Consider the following 21,956-nt stretch of genomic DNA (forward strand, 5'->3'; position numbering starts at 1 on the left):
CTACGGAGATGAGGGGCAGATAAATCTTCTCCTTCATCACTACGACGGTAGAGATGTTCCGGCGCGACCATATGATCCTGACCAGATTGGCGATGTCGGTGAGGAGACATGATTTCATTCGGAGCATCCCCTCGCATTCGTCTGCGGCGATGGGTTGGTGCAGTTGCCGCAGATCGTTGATAGTCCGCCGGGGAAGAACGGACCTATGCGGCCGGTACCGCCACAGCCAGGGCAGGTATCGCTGTCGTCTGGTTCGGCGTTCACTCCCAAATCGGCAGCTGTTACGTCGGGTTCTATTTCCGTCTGGCCAGTAACTGCAGGGGAAAGCGCGCCTGCGATGGTAGCTTCAAGCGCCTGTGCTTCTTCTGGGGTGGCGACCTCGAAGTAGGGGTGTGACTTGCCTTCGTTGTCGATCACTTCCAGCTCATGTAACTGGAGAAAGCCACCTAGCGTCCAGTTGCACGGCCTCCCGTCCGGCTGCTCGCGCGGGCTCTCTCCGCCCATTACGCGGCCAACGCATGAAAAACCGACATACCTTTCTGCCATTTCCGCGTCGATACCTGCCCGCGTGAAGCTGGTGATGGATTGCACTGTTTTGCACATGGGGCATTTAAAGGCCGCGTGTTTGCGGTCCGATGCGCCTTGGGCCTTGAGCCGGCGGCGAAATTCGTCGAGTTTGATTGTTTCCATTAGAGGTGCGCCTCCAGGGCTACCGTGACATGGCGGTGCACGACTGCTTCCAAATCTTTCATTGTGATTGAGATCGTATCTTCGGCGCCCGGATCGGCTGGACCGTCGATCTCGCAGGCGGCGGTCACAATCCGCGCAGCCAGGTGATCAACGTTTAGGCTCTCTCGCTTGGAGATGAATTGCTTCAGCTCGGCCTCTGCCGCCTCTGCGCGTGCACGCTGTGTGCGAATTTCTGCGTAAGGGTCGGTCTCCATCTTGTTGATGTCGCCCTTTGGCAGCATCGCGTCGAAAGACCAGCGATCCATATGATCGAGCATGTCGCGCAGCCAGTCACGATGGTTCGTGTTACCGAGATAGACGCGGTCACCCTCGTCATCAAGGTGATCAAAGATCTCTTGGATGCGACTGCGGGCGGCGTCGAGAAGCGCGACAATCGACTGGTACTTACCTTTCAGGTTGTTCCGCTCGGCCTCTCCTGCGGCCAGCCCTTCATCGTAACCTGTTTGGCGCGCAGCTCTCCTGCGATGCAAATGAGATTTCGTCATTCGCCCGCCCTCCGCAGTGCATAGTAAGTCTCAAGGAAGGCTTCGGCGGCGCCGTGCGGATCCTGCCACGGGAAGATCTCCGGTTCGAACGGCTGGATTCCGCTTAGCATGCCCCACTTTTCGCCACGGGTTGGCATCAGGTCGCGCTGTTCTGTGGCCAGCATCCGTAGGTCAAGATGCTTGATGTAAGCCGGATCGCGAACAAAAATACCGAAGTGCGAGAGGCCAGCACTTTCACACCGCTTCTCGATCCGCTTGTAATCGTGGCATTGCGATTTGAGCGGCGCATTCATATCGCCGCATGTCGCTTCACCGACCTCGTGCAGCAAGGCGGCAAGCTTGTGACCTGGGTCGGCATGGCCAGCCATGATGACGCAATGCTGCGAGATCGGGTAATAGACGCGCTTGCCTGTGCGACGGCTTACGCAATGACCGGTGAAGCGGGACTGGAAGGATAGGCTGTAAGCCACATCCTCAATCGTCAGCTCTGCGGCTTCCGGATTGTCGAAGTCAAAATACGTGCCAGATCCGAGAAGGATAGTCGGACCGATGATGCGGTGGACAGGTGCTGCAAGCTCAGTCATCAGGAAACCCTCATAGGCATGACGATGTAATCTTCGTCGGCGTCGCCATCCGGCGTGAAATGTCCCGGCGCGGCGGGGTCCGTGCCGTGGAGGCAAAAGGATGTGGTGGAGATACTGGACAGGGTTTCGTTGACAAACGTCGGATTGAAACCCCGAAGATGGCTGTCGCCATCGTATTCGATGTCAACCGGCTCCGATGCGTTTTGCCCGTCACGCGCCACCAGCTCGATCTGCATGAGGCCGCTCTGGATATCGAGACGGACGGAAGACTTGCTGATGTCTCCGGCAATGACGCTCACGCGAGTGATCGCCTTGCTGACGGCAGCACGGTCAGCGCGCAGAAAGACGTCGCTGCGCGCGGGAATGATGCGGCGATAGTCGGGAAACTGGCCGTCGACCAGTTTTGAAACGAGAATGATGTCCTCGCACTCGACGACGATCTTGCGGTCGTTGATGAAGAACGAGCAAGCGGCCTTGCTGTGGCCGAACAGCTTGCGGATTGCCTGAACCGTCTTGATCGGGACGATAGGCGGATCGAAGGCGTTCAACTCGTTCGGTGAGATACGCGAAACCGCCATCTTCAAGCCATCCGTGGCGCAGATCGCAAGCTTCCCGCTTTCCAGTCCCTCGACGAAGGTTCCTGATAGATACGGTCTATCTTTCATCGTCGTGTTCATCGCATAGGCAACTCGACCGAACGCGTCTGTCAGAACGCTGGCCTGCACCGCAAACGCCAAAGGCGGCCGATCCGAGCCGATGGACGGAAAGTCGGAAGCGGGCAGGGTATGCATGTTGAAACGCGACCGGCCGCCGCTCACTGTGACCTGGCCGGGAAACTGCCCCGGCTTGACCGTAATCTCTGCCGACTCCGGCATGTTCTTCACGATCCGGTAAAACTCGTCGGCTGCAATGGTGAGGCCTTCGCCGGCAGATGCTTCCAGCAACTCGCATCGCGTCTCGATTTCAAGATCAAGGTTGGTGCCGCGCAACAGGAGACGTTCGCCGTCTGGCTGCAGCAGCACGTTTTCGAGGATCGGAATGTTATCCTTGGCTGGAACGGCTTCGGTGACAGCCGACAAGGCCGCCAGAAGCTCGGATCGATGGGCACGGAAATGGATGGGGTCTTTGCTCATGTCGCCCTCAGTTCCGTTTTCCGGTGATGAGGTCGGCAATGGCGCGCTCGTGGTGGGGGGGGGCGAGATCGAAATGGCGCGACAGGATCTCCATCGCCTCATCAACGTTGCCTTCTGCCATGCGCCGATAGGCCTGCCCGACGTGATACAGATCGCTGTTGTCGAGTTTGTTCAGCTTGTCGTAGGCGTCAACGATGTCGTCTTCGTCCAAGTCGCCGATTTCGACCTGGACTTTTGTATTGAAAGTCAGATCCGACAGGCTGTTGGCGTCCAGACGATGCTCTTTCAGCCACGCAAGCACACGATCATCGTTGTTGTCGTTGGCGAAATCGAGTGTGACTTCCTGATTTACATACATTGGCGACTCTCCACTATTTTCGCGTAGATGCTGGGGCAAGGCAGCGTAATGCTGCTGCCGAAGCGGCGGACGACGACGGTCTTGAAATCGAACTTGGCTTCATTCCAGGTCTTGCCGTAGAGCGGCGCCGTGATGCCAAGCTCCCTGCATCGCGTCGTGACGCGGCCAACGCTGGCGCCGTAATGGTCGGCAATCTGGGTGCGCCCCATACCGCGCTGGGCACAGCGCGCAAGCATGATGGGCGATGGCAACTTGCTGGGACCGCGCTTGTCGGTGTGCCGCATGTCAAAAGCCTCCGACTGCGAGGCCAATCGCCATCGCGACGGCGAAGGCGAGGCCGACGAGGGTTTGAAGGGTGCGCGCTTCGCGCTCGATAGCGGATTTAGTCATGGTCTAGGCTCCCGTTGACCTGGAGCCATTGGCGAACGGTGCGCGAAAGATCGCGGTCGCGGTTGCTGGCTCCGGAAAGATTGAGAAGGGGAATGACGGCGCGCAGAACCGATTCCAGCGTGTCGCCAGTCATTGTCGCGTCATGCTCTGGCAGCGTTCTGCCGTTGGTCACGACCTTAAAGGCGTGCGCGATGTCGGACTGCGCGCCGATCAGGTGTGAGTTTGCCTCCGCGAGCTGACGCTCGACGAATACGTCGCTTTCCGTCTTGCGCTGGCCGCCGGCGGAAAAGACGAGGCGCACAGGCGGCTTGCGAACGGGCAGGGTAAAAATCTCGGCGCTCATTGCCAGATGCCCTCCTGCTTGCGGAGGTCGATCTGCTTTGCACGGAATGCTCCGAGCGTGATGACGATCACATCGATCTTGCAAAGCTCGACCATGTCATCGCGCATGGTGTCGGCGGCTTCGTCCAATCGGATCCTGAGAAGAACGAGGCGGATCATATGCGCGCCGCCCGTTCAAGCTGACGCTCAACCTCGACGACGCGGGCTCCGCAAAGAGATGCAGCCATGAGCAGCGCCAGGAAGGCGGCGCCTGTCATGCTCACGATGGCGATGCGGCAATAGGGCGCTGGCTTGACCTTGTGAAAGGTGCCGAGGTTCTTGCAGGCTAAGGGGTATGAGGGGGATATCTGAGTCACGTTGGCCTCCATCCGTTCGGGAAACCGCCTCGCGTGAGGCGGAAACCGGAGCGGACGTGTCAGGCAGGCAATGGCGTCAGCCGCCGCCCGTTGTGCAGATCCTTCCGCGCATGGAGGAGGGTGATGTAGGAGAGACGCAACGCATCGTTCGCTCTCATTCGGCCGGCGACATAACCCTTTCGGATCTCCGAGGCCGCTCTCAGTCGACTGAAGGCGGAAATGATGTAGGGCGCGCCAGCCCTCCAGCCGTCATCGATATACGATTGTCTGAATGCGGGTCCGCATGTTGCCTTTCGGCGCTGTGCTGGTGATGGCTTTGCCATATCTGTCTCCATCCGTTCGGGAAACCGCCTCGTATGAGGCGGAAACCGGAACGGACGTGTCAGGCGGCTTCAAGAAGCGCGTCGTCGTTCGCCTTCATGCGCGCCTGTTCGTGCAAGCGGTCGATATCGACGTTTGGGAAATAGAGGTTCAGCTGCTCGCGGGTGCAGCCTTCACCGAAGCGGCGCATCGAGGCGGCCATGGCTTCGATCTTTTCATTGTCATTCATCGCACTGACGTTCATGTCGGTCTCCATCCGTTGAAGGGGAGACCGGACGGCATCGAGGCGAGGGGGGAAAGGGTGCCGTCCGGTCTTTGTCCGGGCCATGTGGTTTGCTCGGATGGCCAGATGTTAAGCACGGCTTTAAAGCTAATGCAAGCGATACTTTAAAAAGAAAGCGCCCTAAAAATGATTCGACAAGCGAATTAAAAGAATCAAATATAAGAACGTAAGAAGAACAAACAGGAGAAAGCAGGGATGAGTGGGGTAGCCGAGCCGACGTTAATGCAGGTGGTTTCGCTGTCGATTGAATGCGCCGATTGTGGTCGTTTGCGCTGGAGAAAGCCCCAGGAGCTGTATCGCTTTCGCGGTGTTAACGCTTCTACGCCGCTCTCCAAAATCGGAGAGAGGCTGTCTTGCTCAAGTTGCGTTGATGCTGGAGCTCAAGGTAAAAACATCGTTGTGCAGGCAGCGTTCTCGTTTGAACTAGATCGCGAAAGGGCTGCTGCTTGGAGGCTCAAAAGCCAAGAAGTTCGCGCAGCGGGATGATGCGCCACATGTTTTTGATCGCATAACGGTCAAATTCAAGGTCTTTCGGAGGGTTGTATTGCTCGCAAACGATCGTGCTTTTCGCCCGGCTCTTTAGTTTTTTAACGTACGCTTTTCCAGCTGGCTCGCCGTCCGTAGGGAACAGCTCTATTACCACATGATCGCCAGGTACTGCGTCTCGCCCGCCGCAGTATATGAGTTCTCCTGGATCATATCGAGGTACCATACTGTCGCTAAGGATGTGTAGCGCAAAGACTTTGCGCAAATTTGCGATGCCAGGCGGGCGCCTGACGTACCCCGCCACCTCGCCATTAAGCGTGAAATCGCCATCATCGCCACCGACGGCTACGCCAAGAACCTCAACGTCCATTGGACCCTGAGGGGCGGGGCCGGCGTCACTGACAATTTCAGCGTCGCCCAAATCATCGCTATCGAGATATCGCAGCTCTCCTCGCGATAGCGCGAGCGGATCGATTTTCAGATACTCGGCAATGGCCTGAAGGTTTTCCATCGAGAGCACGTTTGCGCCGCGCTCCCAGTTCCCAACCGCACCGGTTGAGACTTTTGCTGCGGCGGCGAGTTGGCGCATGACAAGGCCTCTCCGCTTTCGCGCAGTCTGTATGGCTCGGCCAATTTTTTTGGGAAGTGCATCTTGTTCCATGTCTCGGATGAAAGGCAAACTTTCATCCGGCGTCCATTTAAGTATCGCTTGCATAGAATTTAAAGCTGTGCTTTTAATCTCGTCCATGGAACAGAACCCTAACTCACTCGGATTGGAAGCCGTGAAGCAGCACGCTGGTGGCGCTAGCGCGGTGTCCCGGATTGTAGGTGTGACACCTCAGGCCGTGGCGCAATGGAAGGCGATTCCACCCGAATACGTGCTCCGACTTGAGAAGGCGTTCGGGGTTTCCAGACATATCCAGAGGCCGGATGTGTTCGGGCCTGCCGATGTGGAGGCCGCAGAATGACGGTGCTCCTGCTTTTCCGCTGCCTAGGTAAGTGTTTATCCCTCGCGGCTCAGAATTACGGTGTCGCAGGTTCGAATCCTGACGCCGCAACCAATCCCGGCGCTTTCCTGGCAGAGCGCGCACGGGATACCGGACGGAAGAGGCTTTGCACGCCTGCGGACCCTTCCGTCCGGATCGCCTTTCCTGTTGCGCGAGAGTTCTTCCTTTCTTCTCCGCGCACCCGCCGTGACGCTTTTCCTCCGAGCTCCGGCGGCCCTTTTCGTTCGTTGTCATCATTGTTGTCACTCCAGCTTGCGTCGCCGCTGATGTGGCGCGGCTGTGGTTGATCTGATGAGCAACGAATAGGCCGCGCCCGCGCGGGCTTCACCGAATCCTTTTCCGATTTTCTTTCCTTGACGCGTTTTCAGGGGTGTTTTTGTGCGCACTATTTCCGAAGAAGAAATCCGCAGCCTGAAGGGTGCAACCGAGGCCAGCTACAAGCTGGGCGGTGGCGTGACCGATTTCCCACTGTTAACCCGCGTGAACGTCTCGACGCTCTCGAAGTATGCGAGCTTCAACGAGGAAAACAGCGAAGCTCTTATCCCGATTGATGTTGCAGTCGAGGCGGACCGCCGCGCGAAAAGCCCTGTCATCGTTGGCGCCATGGCGCGCAAGCTCGGTTTCAAGCTAGTCGTCGATGACGAGCTGCAGCCAGAGGCGCGACCCATCAACGAAGAAGACATGATGGACCTGATGTCGGAATTTGCTGACGTCATCAAGGTTGTTCAGGAGGCGAAGCAGACCGGCACGCTCGGCACTGCCGCCGTGACCAAGCGCATCACCAAGGAAGTCCACGAGCTTATCCGTGAACTGAAAGAGTTGATGGTGAACGCACCGCAGAGGCCTGACCGATGAGCCTCTGCATGGCCGAAACAAGCCGTTCCAAACTCGTCAAGGAAGCCCGCGCCGCGCGGGTTTTGGAGTTTTGGCGCGCCGGCCGATCCACCCACGAAATCGCAACGGAGCTTGGCCTCGACGAGAACGAGGTCTGCCGCATTGTCGAGGAGGCAGGACATTGAAAACCAGTGAAAGCGCACTGACCCTGAAGCCGATATCTGACGCCGCGCGCGCGATGCTGCGCGACGTTCGCGCGGCTGGAAACAAGTACACCATTCGCGCCTCGTTTCAGGCTCGCGCACTGGCGGCCGAACTCAAGAAGGCCGGATACGTCCAGATCGACCAGAGTGGCTATGATCTTCGCCTAACCGGAATGGGGCAGGCGTACCTCGATCGACTGATGAGGGCGCACTGATGGAATTGTTCGACGCGCTTCCGCCCCAGATCCGGACCGCAATCAATGACGCCGGTTTCGAATTCGCGCCGCGCTTCGCCGTTCGCCTCCTCGGGCGTGGCGTCTCGGTTGAGCGCGCCGCCGAGATTATCCGCGAAACCGACGTGCGCCTGATGCGCAAAGGCGGTGCGGCATGAATGCGCAGCGTCTCCAGATGCCGGGCGATGTCGGCCTCAAAATCGTATCTGTCGCGTTGCGCAACGGCGAGTTTCGGTGCCAGACGACGCAGGAAGTGCGCGCGGCATGTGCAGCGATGGCCCATCGTTATCTGACGCGCGATCCCAAAGACGGCAATCTCTTTCGCCCTGGTGATCGCGCCGCCGCTGTCATCGAGCGGGCGCGGACAGAGGGCAGGCTACCAGAGGAAAACCTGAGCCGCGTTGTCGTTACGGGGCCATACCAGCTCCTGCCGCCGCTCTCGGATGACGACTTCAAGGCGCTCTATGACGATATCGCAGCGCACGGCGTCAAGGTGCCGGTCGAGTATGACGAGGCTGGCGAAATCCTCGACGGTCACCACCGCGTTGCCATCTGCAAGATGCTCGGGATTACCGACTGGCCACGGTTCGTGCGCAAGCAGCTGTCCGAGGAAGGCAAGCGTTCGTTCGCACGGTCGCTCAATTTCGCGCGGCGTCATCTTTCGGGTGCGCAGCGGCAGGCGATCATTCAGGAGCATTTGAAGGATGCACCGACCGCTTCGAACCGCGCCATCGCCGCTCAGCTCGGCGTCGATCATAAAACTGTATCTGCTGCGCGTCGCCGCCTGGTTGATGGTGGGGAAATTCCCCACCAGACAACAATTGTTGGTCGCGATGGCGTTGCTCAGCCGGCGGTTAAACCGATCCGCACGATGTTCCTGCCGGAGCCATCGAATTTCTCGGAGCTAAAGAAGGTCGCCAAAGCTAAGCGCGCCGAGGATCAGAAGATCCGGCACGCCGTCCGCACTGATCTCGCCGTCCAGATCGCAGCGCGTCAGAACGTTGCGCCGTGGTGGCAGGGTGTTGGGCAGGACGAGGGCAGGGCGTTTCCGATCATCTATGCGGATCCGCCGTGGCGTTTCAAAACCTATTCCGAGGTGACCGGCGGCGAGAAGAGCGCCGAAAACCATTACCCCACCATGTCGCTCGACGACATCCTGTCTATGGGGTGCCCTGGCGCTCATTGCTCGGCGCTGTTCATGTGGGTTACGGACCTCGCCAACGGTGTGAAAGCGCTGGAACGCTGGGGTTACGCCTACAAGAGCTTCTGGGGGTGGAGGAAAGTCTATCCCGGCGAACAGACCGGGACCGGCTATTGGAGCTTCGACAACCTCGAACTTCTTCTGATCGGCACGCGCGGCGACTTCCCTGCGCCAATTCCCGGCACACAGCCAATCAAGTGCACCGACCATCCTGTCGGACGCCACAGCGAAAAGCCGGTCTGGTTCGCTGAACAGATCGACCGGCTTTATCCGACCATGCCCAAACTCGAAATGTTCCAGCGCCGCGAAAGCCTCGCGGATGGCGACGTTCGCCTGAATGGAAAGTGGGAGTTCTGGGGAAATCAGGCCGGTGCGCCAAACGGAGGTGCGGAATGATGATCACTCGGACACCTGAAATAGATGCCCTTATCGTCGAGGATGCTCCGGTTGCGATTGGTGTTTCCGGCGGCAAAGATAGCCAAGCCGCTGCGCTGGCCACGTCCGCCTATCTCGATTCGGTCGCTCACAAGGGGCCGCGCATCCTCATTCACGCCGACCTCGGGTCGGTGGAGTGGAACGACAGCCTTCCAGTCTGCGAGAAGCTGGCGGACCACCTCGAATGCGATCTTGTTGTGGTTCGCCGCAAGGCTGGCGGTCTCATGGAGCGTTGGGAAAGTCGCTGGCTGTCGAGCAAAACGCGCTACGAAACACTCAGCACCGTTACGCTTGTGCCGTGCTGGTCAACTCCAGCGATGCGGTTCTGCACCTCGGAGCAAAAAACGCACGTCATCATGGCGGAGCTCAAGCGGCGTTTCAAAGGTCAGAAGATCATCAATGTGACTGGTGTTCGACGCGAGGAAAGCGCGACTCGTGCGCGCATGTCGATAGCCGATAGCGACGCGGCCGGTCAGGTGTGGACCTGGCGCCCGATCATCGACCTCACAATCGATCAGGTGTTCGCCATGATACACGCCTCCGGCCTGCACCCGCACCCCGCCTATCGGATCTTCGGCATGGGCCGGGTGTCGTGCCGCTTCTGCATTATGTCGAACATTACCGACCTGATCGCCGCTAGTGCCCAGCCGGAAAGCCACGATCTTTACCGGCAGATGGTGCAGCTTGAAATTGACAGCAGCTTCGCCTTTCAGGGCGCCCGCTGGCTCGGCGACGTCGCGCCCCATCTGCTTTCCTCGGAGATGGCCAAGGGTCTCGTCTTTGCCAAAAACCGCGCTGCCCTACGCAAGCAGATCGAGGCCCAGATCACTAAACCTATGCTCTACGTCAAGGGCTGGCCCACCCGCATGTTGACAGACGCTGAGGCCAATCTGATGGCCTCCGTCAGGCGACAGGTGAGCGACCTATACGGCTTCGAAGCGGATTGCCTCGACGTTAGCTCGATCCATGAACGCTACGCATTCTTGCTGGACGAAAAATCCAGAAAGGCGGCGGCATGACGATGCGCGAGCAGGAAGTGCGCGACCGCGAAAAGGCCCGTGTGGCGCGTCTGGAGGGTATCGTCGGACGCTGCAAGGGTGACAAGTGGCGTTTCGACGTGGATGGAGACCAGACGCATATCATCGCGCGGCGGTCTACGGGCGAAAGCGTCATCCTCGGTACGCTGTACGCGGACGCCCTGCCAGATGAAGTCGAGCTTCTGACCGGGGCATTGGAGAACACCGCCCTTTTCCTGAAGCTGCGCCAACGCGCAATCCTTGCCTTCAGGAGCGACCAAAGCACGCCGCCGGATCAACAGCCGACAACGCGCCTTCGTGATGGCGACTTCGCCGCGAACGCGGCCATCCTCTGCACGGACCAGTGGTTTCACCGCTTTCTTGAGCGGCGGCAGCACCCCGCAGAGGCGCGGGCCATCCACAACAAGGAACATGCCGACAAGGTGCTGAAAAGCCTGCTCGGCATCAGCAGCAAGACACAACTCAATCGTGAGGAACGGGCGCAGGCGGCGTTTATCGACCTGCGCACGGACTTCGAACTATGGAAAGGGGGCCGGTCATGACGGGGATGTCGCCGGTTATCGAACAGCTACAGGATTGCAGGACGGATGCGGAGCGGGCGCGGTGGCTGCTTAACATCCCGACATTCATCTTCTACCGCGACCAGACGGCCATTTACCGCGTCCTGCGCCAAGCTGGTTTCGTTCGCGGCACGCAGCTCGTTGATCTGGAGATCTCGGCACTAGTGACGGTGCGGGACCGCTTCGGGCGACTGCCGACCGACGTTCAGGACATGCTGAACGGCGCCAGGACCTTCATGGAGACGCTGGCGCGGAAAGGCGGTGTGAAATGAGCAACGCACGGTTCTCAATCATACCCGCATGGATCGTCACGGACCCTCGCCTTAAGGGCATTGACCTGAAGGTGCTGTGCCTCTTGGGCAGCTTCACCAACGCGGAAGGCTGGTGCCGTCGCAGTCAGGTGAAGATGGCAGATGAGCTCAACTGTGGCCGTTCCACGGTGCAGGGCTCGCTCAATCGGCTTTATGAAATCGGCGTGGTGGAAAAGCGGATCGTGGAAAGCCGCGATGGTCGCGACTCCGCACACTACTATCGCGTCATCCATGACAGGGACGTTTCGAGCGATGCGATTGCTGCATGGCAAGCCGCTGCGATCGAGGAAAATGATCCTAACTCAGACGCCAATGCAGACGCACCCCCTGCCACTATATCGGCAGGGGGTGCCACCTCTGGGATGGCACCCCCTGCCATCTCTGGACCGGCACCTATTAACGATACATCTCTAACGAACAATCTCAACGATCGAGAGAGAGCGCCTGCGCGCGGCAGTATGGGGGATGAGGAAGAAAATCCGAAAGCCGTGGAAGCTGCGTTCAAACGGTTCTTCATCGGCTGGAAAACGGCGATCAGCGACAGCGAGCCGGAAGCTCGGAAGGAATGGATGGCGCTTTCGCCTGATGAGCGTGGGTTGGCGCTGGAGCATTCCGAGGCGTATCAGGCTGCAGCGCTCTCAATCGGCCGGAAACACCTTTGCTCGGCGGCAAAGTACCTGAAGGAACAACGCTGGACGAAGCTCTCCCAGCCTAAGCCGGTATCTCCTCAGGCCGAAAGCTCGGAAACCTTCACCGTGTTCTCGCGAGCTGGGCGCGCCATGCTGATGTCAAAGCTGCTCCAGCCTATTCGGGCGTTGTCGCTCACTCCGCTTGAGCAGAATATAGTCGATCATAAGCCCGAAAAAAGCGACCTAATCTGGCGTGACAAGAAGGAAAAGCAGGGTTGGCCGGAGGCCGTGCAGCTCATAGAGCGCAGGCGCTTCACTGTGATGAACAGGATCATCGAGATCAGCAAGGATTTCGAGAAAGTCGCTGTTGGCGGTGATGTTTGGGAAGCATGGAAACGCGCCTATGCGGAGCGGTGCTGGCCGTGGCCGGCTGCTCCTGAACGCTTGGAGTTCGCTCAGTTCCCGTCATTGCCTGCCGATGTAGACGACCTTGATGAGGCGGTTTTCATCGCAATCGAAAACTTCAAATCGAGACTGAACGAGGGACGGAACGATGATGCAGCATAAGTTTGAAGGCATTTCCGGCGTGTCCCTGAAAGGGCTTATGAAGCTGGACAGGATAGCTCAGGAGGCGGCAAGGGTCGCTCATGAGCGCGAATCGGCATCGAAACAGAGGGCGCTTACCGTGTCTGATTCGGCTTGGGTGATTGCGCGCGTCGAATATGGGCGCGAAAAGGCTGTTGAAAATGCCATGATCGAGGCTGGCATTGAGGCATGTGTGATCATGCGTATGGGGCCGGAAAGAAAGCGCCACGGAAGGCGACTGCCTGCATCCAGACTGCCCGTCTTCAACGGAATTGTGTTCGTCTACTGCCTCCCAGACAACCACGCTTTGCGTGGCATCCTGTCGTTCGACGGCGTCAAAAGCATCGTGATGGGTGGAGAGAAGGCGGTCAAGGTCACTGTCGAAACGATCAATGAGTTCAAAGAATTGGCCGCAGATGGAGCATATGATTACGGGCGTCGCTCCGACGCGATCAAGAAGGGCGACAAGGTCAGGATCACAAGTGGTCCGTTCGTCGGTTACGAGGTATCGGTTGATGCGTTTGGCGAGGGTGGGCACGGAGACGCAGTCGTAACCATCGTGATCTTCGGAAAACCATCCGTGTTTAACATGCCGCTTGCAATGCTTGAGAAAGTGTGAGTACAAATCTGCCCACGGTCGATGCGGTTCTTAGTGGCGATTACGTTTCACGCCCGCACCCAGTCCTGACAGTCTCACAAGCGAGACACCGATTCAGGGCCAGTGCTACAGCTATGCGACGATGAATGACAGGGCGGCCAGACGGTCGCCTTTTTGCATTGTGGGTATGGGCAGACTTACCACTCTCAAATCACGGATCGGCAATCTGCCACCTCGTCTGGGGCCAGCTCCTGGTGATGAGAAGGCTCGATTGAAAGAGCGAGACAGCAACGTTTCGTGGCGAGCATGGTATGGCTTAGAGCGATGGAAGCGACTTCGTAAGAGGGTTTGGCTACGCGATCTATACATATGCCAGAAGACAGGTGTGTTGTGCATTGGCGCTTATCCTGCTCCCAATAGCCCCGTGGCTGACCACAAGATACCGCATCGTGGCGATCCCGTTCTTTTCTGGGATGAGAACAATCTCGAAACAGTGAGCAAGGCTTATCACGATAGCCAGAAGCAAAAAGAGGAGCGGTCTCAGGGCCGCAGGCTTTGATGACTGATCAACCTAATGCTGAGGTAGAAATCGAACTAATCGATGACGTTGTCGCTTCGCTTGATAGGTTGGCGATGGCAGCCGAACGCGCTTCTGCAGCGGTACAGAAGCTCTCAACGTTCACCGACACGGTCGTGACGGTTTCGGTTGACACCGATGGTCGATCGCTAGCACACAAGATTTCGACCGTCTTGCGAAGGTGGCGTTGATTATCACCACCTCAACGATTGCTGAATGGCATCAGTCCGACAAGTTCGGTTAGATCATCATCCCTCAAATCATCTTTTACCGCCTCCCAAATATGATCAGGGATTTCGAATGGCGTTTCATCGCTGTGGTGGCTACCTGGTGGGATTTGTAGATACCCCTTAGCTGTCAAAGCTTTCGTTACTGGGTGAAAGTAGGGTGCGGAAAAGACTTTGGTCCTGTTTGCGTAAGCCCATGCCAGGATGCCCTTCTCAGGGTCCGACAAGTCTTCCAGTCCATCAATATGCGCCTTTCGCCACTGGGCTGATCTACGTTGCCTCACTGGTCTTGCGGCCACTTCAACAACAGCTTGAGCAAGCGCGGCGAACAAGATCGCGCCGCCTATAGCCACGGCAACAAACGCCGCTCCGGGTGTCCATTCAGGCAAAGACCGCAGATACTTCGCTGTGAGTTCGAACTCGTATCCACACAAGATCGCTAAGCCTGCCAACAGTAACGCTAACGCGACGGGCCACGATGCACTTAGTAAATCGAGCAAATCTTTAAATGAAGCCATCGTCCCCGCCTCAAATCCCTGTCCAAGACAGAGAGCGACATCGCTTGGAGATGTCAAGTCACGTCTCAAACGGCGATGGGGGGGCGTTAAAAGTCTGGAAGGCCACCCACTTCTCCACCCGCGCCCCCCACATTCGGAGATTTTTTTTACCGTGGCAGACGATTTTTCCGGCAAGGATGTCGAATACGATCTGTTCGGCAAACCGATCATGCCCATTAAGGATCGGCGCGGGCGACCATCGTTTGCGAAAAACAATGAAAATCAAGAGCTTGTGTGCCTTCTTCGGGCGGCAGGTTGGACACAGGCAAGAATTGCCGGGTATCTTGGGTGCGACGAGAAGACTTTGCGGAAGAATTTTTCCCGAGAGCTTCAGGACGGCGCAGACCGGATCGAGGGCATGGCGCTTGAGGTCACGCTCAAGAAAATGAAGTCCGGCAACTCGGTCGCGATATCGCGGATATTCGACATCATCGAAAAACAGGGCGCTCCCGCCGTGCCGATACCGAGAACTCCGGAGAAAACGCCGGATGAAAAACTCGGCAAGAAGGAGGCCGCCGACAGGGACGCCCACACGGCGCATGAAGGCACTCCATGGGCTTCGCTTCTGCAATAAAGGCGGACTGGAATTTCTCTTGCCCAGACTGGGCGGAAAGGCTGCGCGACGGACGCCCTATTGTCCCGGATCTGCCGCTCGATCTCGATGAAGGCAATCGGGCTGTCGGCATCTTCGATAACCTTCGCCTTCCTGACGTGCCTGATCAGCCGTACATGAAGGACGCGGCAGGCGACTGGTTCCGCGACATCGTCCGCGCGATCTTCGGCTCGATCGACGAACACGGCGAGCGCCATGTCCGCAACGTCTTCGGCCTGGTGCCCAAGAAGAACTCAAAGACGACGGGCGGCGCCGGTATTATGGTCACGGCGTTGCTGATGAATAAGCGTCCGCGCGCTGAGTTTTTGTTGATCGGTCCGACGCAGGACGTGGCGGACACCGCATACCAGCAAGCTGCCGGCATGATCGAAGCTGACGCTTATCTGGCGAAGCGGTTTCACGCTATCGAGCACAAGAAAATGATCGTGGATCGCCTTAACAAGGCGAAGCTTCGCATCAAGACCTTCGACATGAAGGTGCTGACAGGCTCAAAGCCTGCTGGCGTTTTGCTCGATGAGTTGCACGTCATGTCGTCGTATTCATACGCTTCGCGTGTCTTGGGGCAAATTAGCGGCGGCTTGATACCGAACAAAGAGTCATTCCTGATCATCATCACGACGCAAAGTGATGAGCCCCCATCGGGTGTATTTAAGTCTGAATTGCAATATGCGCGCGGCGTCCGCGATGGCACGATCACAGATAGCAACACCCTCCCGGTTCTTTACGAGTTTCCGGAGGCAATGCAGACCAGTGACAAGAAGCCTTGGAAGGACCCGAAAAACTGGCACATGGTTCTGCCGAATTTGGGTCTTTCGATCACCCTCGACCGTTTGATTACGGAATGGCGGACAGCCCAGAAAAAGGGCGAAGAGGAAGAACGGCGTTGGGCCAGTCAGCACCTTAATGTTGAAATCGGCCTCGCCCTGCATTCGGATCGATGGATCGGTGCTGACTACTGGGAGGCTGCTGCCGACAGGCGCATCACGCTTCAATATCTAATTGATGTGTGCGATGTCATTGCTGTAGGCGGCGACGTGGGCGGACTGCTCGATCTGTGGGGGCTGGCAGCGATCGGGCGCCATAAAGTTACACGCCACTGGTTGTTATGGGCGAAAGCGTGGGCGCAGCCTTCTGTTCTGACGCGCCACCCAGAGATCGTCGAGAAGCTAAACGACTTCGAGCGGGATGGCGATCTGGTCATCTGCAAACGGGTGACGCAGGATGTCGAGGAAGCGGCTGCGATCATCGCCAGCTTGAGGGACGCTGGCAAGCTTCCCGAAACCGGCGCTGTCGGCCTCGATCCAAACGGCGTGACGGCGTTGCTCGAAGAGCTGGCCGGGTACGGGATCGTTGATCCGATGGTGAAGGCCGTTTCTCAGGGCTACAAGCTCTCTGCCTCCATCTTTGGCATCGAGCGAAAGCTCGCTGACGGAACCCTGAAGCACTGCGGCTCCGGCTTGCTGACCTGGTGCGTTCAAAATGCCCGCGCAGAGCAGCGCGGCAGTAACATCTACATTGAGAAGAAAACGGCCAGCTCCAAGATTGATCCCTTGGTGGCGGCCTTCAACGCTGGCGAACTCATGAGCAGAAACCCGGAAGCAAACGGGCCGTCAGTCTATGAAACTCGCGGCATAAGGATGGTTTGACGTGGGTTTATTCAGCAAACTGTTTGGTGCGCGTGCTTCTGAAGCCGAAGTTTCTCAGCCTCGTGCTGACTCTGGCGGGCAGGGTTACGTCACGTACTCGCTCGATGATCCTCGCCTCCTGGAGTTTCTCCGCACGGGACACGAATCCGGGTCTGGAGCGACTGTTACGGTCGAGACTGCAATGCGCAATACGTCGCTGTTTCGCGCTTTCAGCCTGATATCGAACGCGATCGGGATGTTGCCTTTTCAGCTGATCGACGAAGCCACGAAGGAGAAGGCAACCGATCATCCTCTATACCGCGTGCTTCATCGCCAGCCCAACAATTGGCAGACAGCTTTTGATTTTCGGGTGCTGATGCAGCTTCGTGCGCTGGCTCATGGAAATGCCTATGCTCTGATCATCAGGAGCCAGAGCATTAAGACAGGGCGGCGCGCCGTTTCTCGCTTGATCCCACTTGATCCGGAGAGAATTACACCCATCCAGAATACGGACTGGTCAGTCAGCTACCGCTATCAGCCAAAGGCTGGCGGCCAGAAACTGTATGCGGGCGATGAGATTTTCCACCTCCGTGGAATTTCCATCGACGGCATCAATGGTATCTCGCTAGTCAAACAGGCCAGAGATGCAATCGGTATTGCTCTTTCCGCTGAGCTTGCTGCTGCGCGGATATTCAAGAACGGCTCCATGGTGGGCGGAGCGCTCGAACATCCCGGCAAGCTCTCGGATGAGGCTTTCGAGCGCCTGAAAGCCTCTCTTGCCGAAAAAGAGGGCGCGGAAAACGCCGGTAAAAACATGATCCTTGAGGAGGGTCTGAAGTACAGCAAGCGCGATACCAACGCCAAAGATTCGCAGCTTATCGAAGCCCGTAAGATGCAGGTCGAGGAAATCGCTCGTGTTACCGGCGTCCCTCGGCCTCTCTTGATGGTCGATGAGACGAGCTGGGGCTCTGGTATCGAGGCGCTCGGCCGCTTCTTTGTTCAATATGCGCTTGGGCCATGGTTCGAGAGCTGGCAGCAGGCAGCGGAGCGCAGCCTCCTCGAAGAGAGTGAGCGGGACCGTTACTCCGCAAAATTCAATCCAGGTGCGCTGCTTCGCGGCTCAATGAAAGATCAGGCCGACTTCTTTGCCAAAGCGCTTGGTTCTGGCGGTGCGCCTGGCTGGCTCTCGCAGAATGAAGTGCGCGACCTTTCTGATTATCCGGAAACGCCAGATGGAGACACGGTCAGCAAAGGCACGGCGAGTGCCGCTGTCCCAAAGGAGAAAAGCGAAAATGAAGCGTAGTTCTTCCCCTCGCGTCTTTGCCAAGGCCAGACCAGGCGCGTTGCCGATCCCGGCAAATCGTGACGTGTCGGCTCTGACGAAACCGAGCGTCTTTGATAAGTGGGCCGCAGAGTCAGCCGGCGTTCGCGCGGTTGATCAAGGCGACAATGTCATCACCATGTTCGAAGCGATTGGTGAGGACTATTGGTCGGGTGGTGGCGTGACGGCGAAAAAGATCGCCGCGCAGCTCAGAGCGATTGGTCCTCGCCCTGTTGAGGTCCAGATCAATAGCCCTGGCGGCGACATGTTCGAGGGCATTGCGATTTACAATGTTCTTCGGGAGCACTCCCAGCCTATCACCGTCAAGATCATGGGTATGGCCGCTTCTGCAGCGTCCATCATCGCCATGGCCGGAGATACTATTGAAATCGGGGCGGCCTCCTTTGTCATGATCCACAATTGCTGGGTCGTTGCTGTCGGTAATCGACATGATATGCGCGAAACGAGTGAGTGGCTTGAACCATTTGATCAGGCCATGGTCGATCTCTACGCGGCGCGATCAGGCCGAGATCCTAAGGAAATCGCCAAGTGGATGGATTCGGAAACTTACATGTCCGGATCTCAGGCGATCGAACGAGGATTCGCCGACAACCTTCTGGCCTCGGACGCAATGACTGTCGATGAAGACGCCAAAGCGACCGACCAGTCTATCAATGAGTTGCGGGCGACGGAGATTTCGCTCGTTTCTGCGGGAATGACGCGCTCGGATGCGCGCGCTCGCATCAACAAGATCAAGGGCACGCCAGGCGCTGCCACTGAAGCCACGCCGGGCGCTGGCGACGAATGGGCCGGCGTAGCCGCGCTCGCTGCTTTACTCAAATCATAAGGAGCTTCGAGATGAAGCGATTTTTCATGCTCGTGGCGATCGTCGCCACGGCCTGCCTGACTGCTGCCAACGTTTATGCCATGGGCGAACTCGTCCAGGCTGCCGCTTCCGTTCCCGCAATTCTGCCTGCCGCTCTCGTGGCCGGCGCGTTTGCTCTTGCTGATCCCCTGATGGCTCGCCCTCGTGCGGTGTCCGCAGCGCCACGAGCCGATGCGTCGGACCCGAAAAAGATGCTGGCGGATCTCACTAAAGCCTTTGAGGACTTCAAGGCGGCAAACGATGAGAAGCTCAAGGCTAAGACTGACGATGTTGTCGTCAACGAAAAGGTTGAGCGGATCAACTCTGCTGTGGGTGACCTTCAGACCAATTTCCAGAAGGCAATTGACGATCTGAACGCCAAACTGGCGGCCGCTGACATCGGGTCGGGCGTCATCGGCGACATCCCCGCAGATCCGGAATATGTCGATGCCTTCAAGGCCCATATGCGAAAGGGCGACGTCAAGTCCGCAATGACGAAGGGTGTTGCTGAGGACGGCGGCTATCTTGCTCCCGTCGAGTGGGACCGGACAATCACGGGCAAGCTCAAACTCGTGTCACCGATCCGTGCAAACGCCCGCGTGATTTCGATCACTGGCGCCGGGTTCAAGAAGCTTTTCACGGATCGTGCGGTCGGCTCTGGTTGGGTCGGTGAAACGGCGGCCCGTCCTGCGACCTCCACGCCGCAGATCGGACAGCTGGATTTCCCCCTTGGCGAAATCTACGCCAATCCTGCGATCTCCCAGCAGCTGCTCGACGACTCCGCGATCAATCTGGAGGAATGGCTGGGTGCGGAAGTCGATACCGAGTTCGCCCGACAGGAAGGTATCGCCTTTCTCTCCGGCGACGGTGTCAACAAGCCGCATGGCATCCTGACCTACGTCACTGGTGCGGCAAATGCGGCCCGTCACCCGTGGGGCGCCATTCAGGTGATCAACAGCGGCTCAGCTGCGGCGCTCACCTCTGATGGGTTTATCGACCTGTTCTATTCAATTCCGGCCGTCTACCGGCAGAACGCCAAGCTCTATACGGGTCGGCTTGCGCAGGCGTCGATGAGAAAGCTGAAGGATGGCCAGGGTAACTACCTGTGGCAGCCTTCGTTCGCAGCCGGCCAGCCTGCCACGCTCGCCGGGGAATCGATCGTTGAGATCCCTGACATGCCGAACGTTGCGGCGGACGCGATCGCAGCGCTCTACGGCGACATGGAGGCTACGTACCTGGTCGTTGACCGTGTCGGCATCCGTGTGTTGCGTGATCCTTTCACCAACAAGCCATTCGTTCACTTCTACACCACGAAGCGCGTTGGTGGTGGTGTGTACAACCCCGAGCCCATGCGCGCACTGAAGATCGCAGCGAACCCGTAATTGCGGCACTGGCGGCAGCGAAATCTGCCGCCTTCCATTCTGGCTTCAACAGAGGATAGCGAGATGACTACCAAAAAGACATCGACGGGCAAGGCTACCACGGTCAAAACCGTGGCAAAGGCGCCCACCGCCAAGACGGATAAAAACGCCCCGGCGAACATCAGTCCAGCAACGGAGTTTTCGCCCTCCGGCGCACCAAACCAGACGGTTCCCGATGTGGATCCTGCGCATGTCGCTGTGGACGCAGACCCGCGCAAGGGTACATCGGAAACGCAGAACCGCATCGACTTCAACGACCCGACGATTTCGGGTCAGGAAGCTGTTTCGAAAAACCTGAAGTAACGCGACCGAGGATAAAGACATGGGCAACGTCGTCATCGCCACGTTAGAGCCGCTGTTCACCATTGAGGAAGTCAAGCAGCACCTGAACGTCGATTTCAGCGATGACGACGCCCTCATCCAGACTTACATGGATGCCGCTGAAAAGCTTGTCCTACAGTATTGCAATATCCCTCTCGTTCCATTCGAGAAGGGACCCGTTTTCAAGGTGGCAGCGCTGATCGCTGTAACCGACATGTATGAAAATCGCGGCGGCAGGGATGGCCTCCCAAGTGCCAGCCGTTTGCTTATCGATCCTTTTAGATGGCTGAGGGTGTAACGATGGCGCGTGTTAGGTTTCGGGAAGATTTCGACTACCGTCCAACGCCACAGGTAACCATCGCCTACAACGGTGGATGGGAAGGGACAGTAAAGCGCGAATGTGCAGACCAGGCGGTCGCTGCTGGCAAGGCCGAATACATCGGCAAAGACGCGGAGGCGCAAAAGGATGGCGAAGTCCAGAACAGCCGGTGATCTTTTTTATCACGTCGCCTTCGATAAACGCGTCGAACAGAACGATGGGGCGGGTAACACGAAGGGTGTATGGCAGGAGCAATTTCAGCGCCGGGCAGGGTACATTCACGTGCGAGGCGGAGAAGCCGTGATGGCCGGGCGGCTTGAGGGGCAGAAGACGCAGGTTATCTTTGTACGTGCCTGTTCGCAGTCGATACTCATCACGCCCGAATGGCGAGCGAGGGATATCCGGACGGGTGTCATTTTTAACGTCCGTGAAGTCACGGCGACGACTGATCACAAGTGGGTCGATCTCTTGGTTCAATCCGGGGTCGCTGTGTGATGGTATTCAAGGCCAAGGTACTCGGGCGGGAAGATCTAACGCGCCGCCTCAATGCACTCGCACCCAATATCGAGAAATACGCCGCCGTCGAAAAGAAGGCGGCGGGCGACGAGCTGGCGGACGCTGTGCGCTTGCGAGCGCCAACGGGCGAGACCCTAGATTACATGGAGAGCATTCAGGCTGACGTCATAGCTGATCGACCGGCTCAGGAATTAATGGGAATTCGTGCGTCCAAAGATCCTGCTGCAGTCGGTCTGTTCGCTAAATTCATTTGGCGTTTTCTCGAATTCGGAACCCGTCCGCACAATGTGGCGAAAGGCGGCGGTACGGCCATTGGCAAGAAACAGACAGAAGCGTCGGGCGCGATCATGCATCCGGGTTCTGTAGCCAAGCCGCACATTTTTCCAACTTATCGCGCCATGAAGCCGAAAATTCGAAGCCGCATCAAAAGTGCGGTCAACCGGGCAATCCGCGAATCCAGAAAGAAGTGATTG

33 protein-coding genes are annotated in these 21,956 nt (G+C 57.8%); 20 read left to right on the plus strand and 13 right to left on the minus strand.

Annotated features, from left to right (window positions below):
* Positions 1-114: 114 nt before the first annotated feature.
* From K7A42_RS23800 to K7A42_RS23850, 11 genes are all read right to left on the minus strand, one after another.
* On the minus strand, positions 115-690 hold the full coding sequence (locus K7A42_RS23800; RefSeq protein WP_282455980.1) for a VVA0879 family protein: 576 nt from the start codon (positions 688-690) through the stop codon (positions 115-117).
* Positions 690-1,235: a hypothetical protein gene (locus K7A42_RS23805; RefSeq protein ID WP_282455981.1), complete on the minus strand. Its 546-nt coding sequence runs from the start codon at positions 1,233-1,235 to the stop codon at positions 690-692. The genes K7A42_RS23800 and K7A42_RS23805 overlap by 1 nt, the downstream gene beginning before the upstream one ends.
* Positions 1,232-1,819, minus strand: a complete 588-nt coding sequence (locus tag K7A42_RS23810) for a hypothetical protein (RefSeq protein WP_282455982.1) — start codon at positions 1,817-1,819, stop codon at positions 1,232-1,234. Before K7A42_RS23810 ends, K7A42_RS23805 begins: the two co-directional genes overlap by 4 nt.
* On the minus strand, positions 1,819-2,952 hold the full coding sequence (gene dnaN / locus K7A42_RS23815) for a DNA polymerase III subunit beta (protein WP_282455983.1): 1,134 nt from the start codon (positions 2,950-2,952) through the stop codon (positions 1,819-1,821). The genes K7A42_RS23810 and dnaN overlap by 1 nt, the downstream gene beginning before the upstream one ends.
* A 7-nt stretch (positions 2,953-2,959) precedes the next feature.
* A complete protein-coding gene (locus K7A42_RS23820) occupies positions 2,960-3,310 on the minus strand; it encodes a hypothetical protein (protein ID WP_282455984.1) in 351 nt (116 codons plus the stop codon).
* Positions 3,301-3,594, minus strand: coding sequence for a hypothetical protein (locus tag K7A42_RS23825; RefSeq protein ID WP_282455985.1), 294 nt, complete (start codon positions 3,592-3,594; stop codon positions 3,301-3,303). Before K7A42_RS23825 ends, K7A42_RS23820 begins: the two co-directional genes overlap by 10 nt.
* Before the next feature lie 98 nt (positions 3,595-3,692).
* The gene (locus K7A42_RS23830; RefSeq protein ID WP_282455986.1) at positions 3,693-4,043 is read right to left on the minus strand and encodes a hypothetical protein; all 351 of its coding nucleotides are present in this window, start codon (positions 4,041-4,043) and stop codon (positions 3,693-3,695) included.
* Positions 4,040-4,201 carry a hypothetical protein gene (locus K7A42_RS23835; RefSeq protein WP_282455987.1) on the minus strand — a complete coding sequence of 54 codons (162 nt, stop codon included), beginning with the start codon at positions 4,199-4,201 and terminating at the stop codon, positions 4,040-4,042. The genes K7A42_RS23830 and K7A42_RS23835 overlap by 4 nt, the downstream gene beginning before the upstream one ends.
* Entirely contained in the window at positions 4,198-4,398 is a 201-nt protein-coding gene (locus tag K7A42_RS23840; protein WP_282455988.1) for a hypothetical protein, read from the minus strand. The genes K7A42_RS23835 and K7A42_RS23840 overlap by 4 nt, the downstream gene beginning before the upstream one ends.
* Before the next feature lie 382 nt (positions 4,399-4,780).
* Positions 4,781-4,963: a hypothetical protein gene (locus tag K7A42_RS23845; RefSeq protein WP_282455989.1), complete on the minus strand. Its 183-nt coding sequence runs from the start codon at positions 4,961-4,963 to the stop codon at positions 4,781-4,783.
* 493 nt (positions 4,964-5,456) lie between these two features.
* Complete coding sequence (locus tag K7A42_RS23850; protein ID WP_282456036.1) at positions 5,457-6,149, minus strand: XRE family transcriptional regulator; 693 nt, start codon at positions 6,147-6,149, stop codon at positions 5,457-5,459.
* 85 nt (positions 6,150-6,234) lie between these two features.
* Between K7A42_RS23850 and K7A42_RS23855 the strand changes: the two genes are divergently transcribed.
* The 11 genes from K7A42_RS23855 (at position 6,235) to nusG (ending at position 13,142) form a co-directional block, all read left to right on the plus strand.
* On the plus strand, positions 6,235-6,456 hold the full coding sequence (locus tag K7A42_RS23855; RefSeq protein WP_236762130.1) for a transcriptional regulator: 222 nt from the start codon (positions 6,235-6,237) through the stop codon (positions 6,454-6,456).
* Between the two features lie 417 nt (positions 6,457-6,873).
* A complete protein-coding gene (locus tag K7A42_RS23860) occupies positions 6,874-7,350 on the plus strand; it encodes a phage regulatory CII family protein (RefSeq protein ID WP_112668391.1) in 477 nt (158 codons plus the stop codon).
* An 8-nt stretch (positions 7,351-7,358) separates the two neighbouring features.
* On the plus strand, positions 7,359-7,514 hold the full coding sequence (locus K7A42_RS23865; RefSeq protein WP_282455990.1) for a hypothetical protein: 156 nt from the start codon (positions 7,359-7,361) through the stop codon (positions 7,512-7,514).
* Positions 7,511-7,747 carry a hypothetical protein gene (locus K7A42_RS23870; RefSeq protein ID WP_282455991.1) on the plus strand — a complete coding sequence of 79 codons (237 nt, stop codon included), beginning with the start codon at positions 7,511-7,513 and terminating at the stop codon, positions 7,745-7,747. The genes K7A42_RS23865 and K7A42_RS23870 overlap by 4 nt, the downstream gene beginning before the upstream one ends.
* Entirely contained in the window at positions 7,747-7,923 is a 177-nt protein-coding gene (locus tag K7A42_RS23875) for a hypothetical protein (protein WP_162711623.1), read from the plus strand. Before K7A42_RS23870 ends, K7A42_RS23875 begins: the two co-directional genes overlap by 1 nt.
* Positions 7,920-9,362 carry an MT-A70 family methyltransferase gene (locus K7A42_RS23880; RefSeq protein WP_282455992.1) on the plus strand — a complete coding sequence of 481 codons (1,443 nt, stop codon included), beginning with the start codon at positions 7,920-7,922 and terminating at the stop codon, positions 9,360-9,362. Before K7A42_RS23875 ends, K7A42_RS23880 begins: the two co-directional genes overlap by 4 nt.
* Positions 9,359-10,420 (plus strand): phosphoadenosine phosphosulfate reductase family protein, encoded by a 1,062-nt coding sequence (locus K7A42_RS23885; RefSeq protein WP_282455993.1) that lies wholly within the window; start codon positions 9,359-9,361, stop codon positions 10,418-10,420. Before K7A42_RS23880 ends, K7A42_RS23885 begins: the two co-directional genes overlap by 4 nt.
* Positions 10,417-10,980: a hypothetical protein gene (locus K7A42_RS23890; RefSeq protein ID WP_282455994.1), complete on the plus strand. Its 564-nt coding sequence runs from the start codon at positions 10,417-10,419 to the stop codon at positions 10,978-10,980. The genes K7A42_RS23885 and K7A42_RS23890 overlap by 4 nt, the downstream gene beginning before the upstream one ends.
* Positions 10,977-11,270, plus strand: a complete 294-nt coding sequence (locus K7A42_RS23895; protein ID WP_262620817.1) for a hypothetical protein — start codon at positions 10,977-10,979, stop codon at positions 11,268-11,270. The genes K7A42_RS23890 and K7A42_RS23895 overlap by 4 nt, the downstream gene beginning before the upstream one ends.
* On the plus strand, positions 11,267-12,505 hold the full coding sequence (locus K7A42_RS23900; protein ID WP_282455995.1) for a helix-turn-helix domain-containing protein: 1,239 nt from the start codon (positions 11,267-11,269) through the stop codon (positions 12,503-12,505). Before K7A42_RS23895 ends, K7A42_RS23900 begins: the two co-directional genes overlap by 4 nt.
* Before the next feature lie 37 nt (positions 12,506-12,542).
* Entirely contained in the window at positions 12,543-13,142 is a 600-nt protein-coding gene (gene nusG, locus K7A42_RS23905; protein WP_282455996.1) for a transcription termination/antitermination protein NusG, read from the plus strand.
* A gap of 758 nt (positions 13,143-13,900) precedes the next feature.
* On the opposite strand, the gene K7A42_RS23910 is transcribed toward nusG, so the two are convergent.
* Positions 13,901-14,443, minus strand: coding sequence for a hypothetical protein (locus K7A42_RS23910; protein WP_282455997.1), 543 nt, complete (start codon positions 14,441-14,443; stop codon positions 13,901-13,903).
* 58 nt (positions 14,444-14,501) lie between these two features.
* On the minus strand, positions 14,502-15,023 hold the full coding sequence (locus K7A42_RS23915) for a hypothetical protein (RefSeq protein ID WP_282455998.1): 522 nt from the start codon (positions 15,021-15,023) through the stop codon (positions 14,502-14,504).
* Positions 15,024-15,034: 11 nt separating this feature from the next.
* On the opposite strand from K7A42_RS23915, the gene K7A42_RS23920 reads away from it, so the two are divergent.
* The 9 genes from K7A42_RS23920 (at position 15,035) to K7A42_RS23960 (ending at position 21,953) form a co-directional block, all read left to right on the plus strand.
* Complete coding sequence (locus K7A42_RS23920) at positions 15,035-16,741, plus strand: terminase large subunit (protein ID WP_282455999.1); 1,707 nt, start codon at positions 15,035-15,037, stop codon at positions 16,739-16,741.
* Between the two features lies 1 nt (position 16,742).
* Positions 16,743-18,023 (plus strand): phage portal protein, encoded by a 1,281-nt coding sequence (locus tag K7A42_RS23925; RefSeq protein WP_282456000.1) that lies wholly within the window; start codon positions 16,743-16,745, stop codon positions 18,021-18,023.
* Positions 17,983-18,888 carry a head maturation protease, ClpP-related gene (locus K7A42_RS23930; protein WP_282456001.1) on the plus strand — a complete coding sequence of 302 codons (906 nt, stop codon included), beginning with the start codon at positions 17,983-17,985 and terminating at the stop codon, positions 18,886-18,888. The genes K7A42_RS23925 and K7A42_RS23930 overlap by 41 nt, the downstream gene beginning before the upstream one ends.
* A gap of 11 nt (positions 18,889-18,899) precedes the next feature.
* The gene (locus K7A42_RS23935) at positions 18,900-20,288 is read left to right on the plus strand and encodes a phage major capsid protein (protein ID WP_282456002.1); all 1,389 of its coding nucleotides are present in this window, start codon (positions 18,900-18,902) and stop codon (positions 20,286-20,288) included.
* Positions 20,289-20,351: 63 nt separating this feature from the next.
* Positions 20,352-20,630: a hypothetical protein gene (locus K7A42_RS23940; RefSeq protein ID WP_282456003.1), complete on the plus strand. Its 279-nt coding sequence runs from the start codon at positions 20,352-20,354 to the stop codon at positions 20,628-20,630.
* A gap of 19 nt (positions 20,631-20,649) precedes the next feature.
* The gene (locus K7A42_RS23945; protein ID WP_282456004.1) at positions 20,650-20,946 is read left to right on the plus strand and encodes a head-tail connector protein; all 297 of its coding nucleotides are present in this window, start codon (positions 20,650-20,652) and stop codon (positions 20,944-20,946) included.
* Positions 20,947-20,948: 2 nt separating this feature from the next.
* Complete coding sequence (locus K7A42_RS23950) at positions 20,949-21,140, plus strand: hypothetical protein (protein ID WP_282456005.1); 192 nt, start codon at positions 20,949-20,951, stop codon at positions 21,138-21,140.
* Positions 21,115-21,462 carry a head-tail adaptor protein gene (locus K7A42_RS23955; RefSeq protein WP_282456006.1) on the plus strand — a complete coding sequence of 116 codons (348 nt, stop codon included), beginning with the start codon at positions 21,115-21,117 and terminating at the stop codon, positions 21,460-21,462. Before K7A42_RS23950 ends, K7A42_RS23955 begins: the two co-directional genes overlap by 26 nt.
* On the plus strand, positions 21,462-21,953 hold the full coding sequence (locus tag K7A42_RS23960) for an HK97 gp10 family phage protein (RefSeq protein ID WP_282456007.1): 492 nt from the start codon (positions 21,462-21,464) through the stop codon (positions 21,951-21,953). The genes K7A42_RS23955 and K7A42_RS23960 overlap by 1 nt, the downstream gene beginning before the upstream one ends.
* Positions 21,954-21,956: the final 3 nt, after the last annotated feature.

Origin of the sequence: Agrobacterium sp. InxBP2 (assembly GCF_026191755.1) — a bacterium.
Lineage (GTDB): Bacteria > Pseudomonadota > Alphaproteobacteria > Rhizobiales > Rhizobiaceae > Agrobacterium > Agrobacterium pusense.

Bases quoted from the DNA above. Each gene is read 5' to 3' on its own strand.
- K7A42_RS23800 (WP_282455980.1), bottom strand. From the start codon at position 690: ATGGAAACAATCAAACTCGACGAATTTCGCCGCCGGCTCAAGGCCCAA.
- K7A42_RS23805 (WP_282455981.1), bottom strand. From the start codon at position 1,235: ATGACGAAATCTCATTTGCATCGCAGGAGAGCTGCGCGCCAAACAGGT.
- K7A42_RS23810 (WP_282455982.1), bottom strand. From the start codon at position 1,819: ATGACTGAGCTTGCAGCACCTGTCCACCGCATCATCGGTCCGACTATC.
- dnaN (WP_282455983.1), bottom strand. From the start codon at position 2,952: ATGAGCAAAGACCCCATCCATTTCCGTGCCCATCGATCCGAGCTTCTG.
- K7A42_RS23820 (WP_282455984.1), bottom strand. From the start codon at position 3,310: ATGTATGTAAATCAGGAAGTCACACTCGATTTCGCCAACGACAACAAC.
- K7A42_RS23825 (WP_282455985.1), bottom strand. From the start codon at position 3,594: ATGCGGCACACCGACAAGCGCGGTCCCAGCAAGTTGCCATCGCCCATC.
- K7A42_RS23830 (WP_282455986.1), bottom strand. From the start codon at position 4,043: ATGAGCGCCGAGATTTTTACCCTGCCCGTTCGCAAGCCGCCTGTGCGC.
- K7A42_RS23835 (WP_282455987.1), bottom strand. From the start codon at position 4,201: ATGATCCGCCTCGTTCTTCTCAGGATCCGATTGGACGAAGCCGCCGAC.
- K7A42_RS23845 (WP_282455989.1), bottom strand. From the start codon at position 4,963: ATGAACGTCAGTGCGATGAATGACAATGAAAAGATCGAAGCCATGGCC.
- K7A42_RS23850 (WP_282456036.1), bottom strand. From the start codon at position 6,149: ATGGAACAAGATGCACTTCCCAAAAAAATTGGCCGAGCCATACAGACT.
- K7A42_RS23855 (WP_236762130.1), top strand. From the start codon at position 6,235: ATGGAACAGAACCCTAACTCACTCGGATTGGAAGCCGTGAAGCAGCAC.
- K7A42_RS23865 (WP_282455990.1), top strand. From the start codon at position 7,359: ATGGCCGAAACAAGCCGTTCCAAACTCGTCAAGGAAGCCCGCGCCGCG.
- K7A42_RS23875 (WP_162711623.1), top strand. From the start codon at position 7,747: ATGGAATTGTTCGACGCGCTTCCGCCCCAGATCCGGACCGCAATCAAT.
- K7A42_RS23880 (WP_282455992.1), top strand. From the start codon at position 7,920: ATGAATGCGCAGCGTCTCCAGATGCCGGGCGATGTCGGCCTCAAAATC.
- K7A42_RS23885 (WP_282455993.1), top strand. From the start codon at position 9,359: ATGATGATCACTCGGACACCTGAAATAGATGCCCTTATCGTCGAGGAT.
- K7A42_RS23890 (WP_282455994.1), top strand. From the start codon at position 10,417: ATGACGATGCGCGAGCAGGAAGTGCGCGACCGCGAAAAGGCCCGTGTG.
- K7A42_RS23895 (WP_262620817.1), top strand. From the start codon at position 10,977: ATGACGGGGATGTCGCCGGTTATCGAACAGCTACAGGATTGCAGGACG.
- K7A42_RS23900 (WP_282455995.1), top strand. From the start codon at position 11,267: ATGAGCAACGCACGGTTCTCAATCATACCCGCATGGATCGTCACGGAC.
- nusG (WP_282455996.1), top strand. From the start codon at position 12,543: ATGAAGCTGGACAGGATAGCTCAGGAGGCGGCAAGGGTCGCTCATGAG.
- K7A42_RS23910 (WP_282455997.1), bottom strand. From the start codon at position 14,443: ATGGCTTCATTTAAAGATTTGCTCGATTTACTAAGTGCATCGTGGCCC.
- K7A42_RS23915 (WP_282455998.1), bottom strand. From the start codon at position 15,023: ATGCGCCGTGTGGGCGTCCCTGTCGGCGGCCTCCTTCTTGCCGAGTTT.
- K7A42_RS23920 (WP_282455999.1), top strand. From the start codon at position 15,035: ATGGGCTTCGCTTCTGCAATAAAGGCGGACTGGAATTTCTCTTGCCCA.
- K7A42_RS23935 (WP_282456002.1), top strand. From the start codon at position 18,900: ATGAAGCGATTTTTCATGCTCGTGGCGATCGTCGCCACGGCCTGCCTG.
- K7A42_RS23940 (WP_282456003.1), top strand. From the start codon at position 20,352: ATGACTACCAAAAAGACATCGACGGGCAAGGCTACCACGGTCAAAACC.
- K7A42_RS23945 (WP_282456004.1), top strand. From the start codon at position 20,650: ATGGGCAACGTCGTCATCGCCACGTTAGAGCCGCTGTTCACCATTGAG.
- K7A42_RS23950 (WP_282456005.1), top strand. From the start codon at position 20,949: ATGGCGCGTGTTAGGTTTCGGGAAGATTTCGACTACCGTCCAACGCCA.
- K7A42_RS23955 (WP_282456006.1), top strand. From the start codon at position 21,115: ATGGCGAAGTCCAGAACAGCCGGTGATCTTTTTTATCACGTCGCCTTC.
- K7A42_RS23960 (WP_282456007.1), top strand. From the start codon at position 21,462: ATGGTATTCAAGGCCAAGGTACTCGGGCGGGAAGATCTAACGCGCCGC.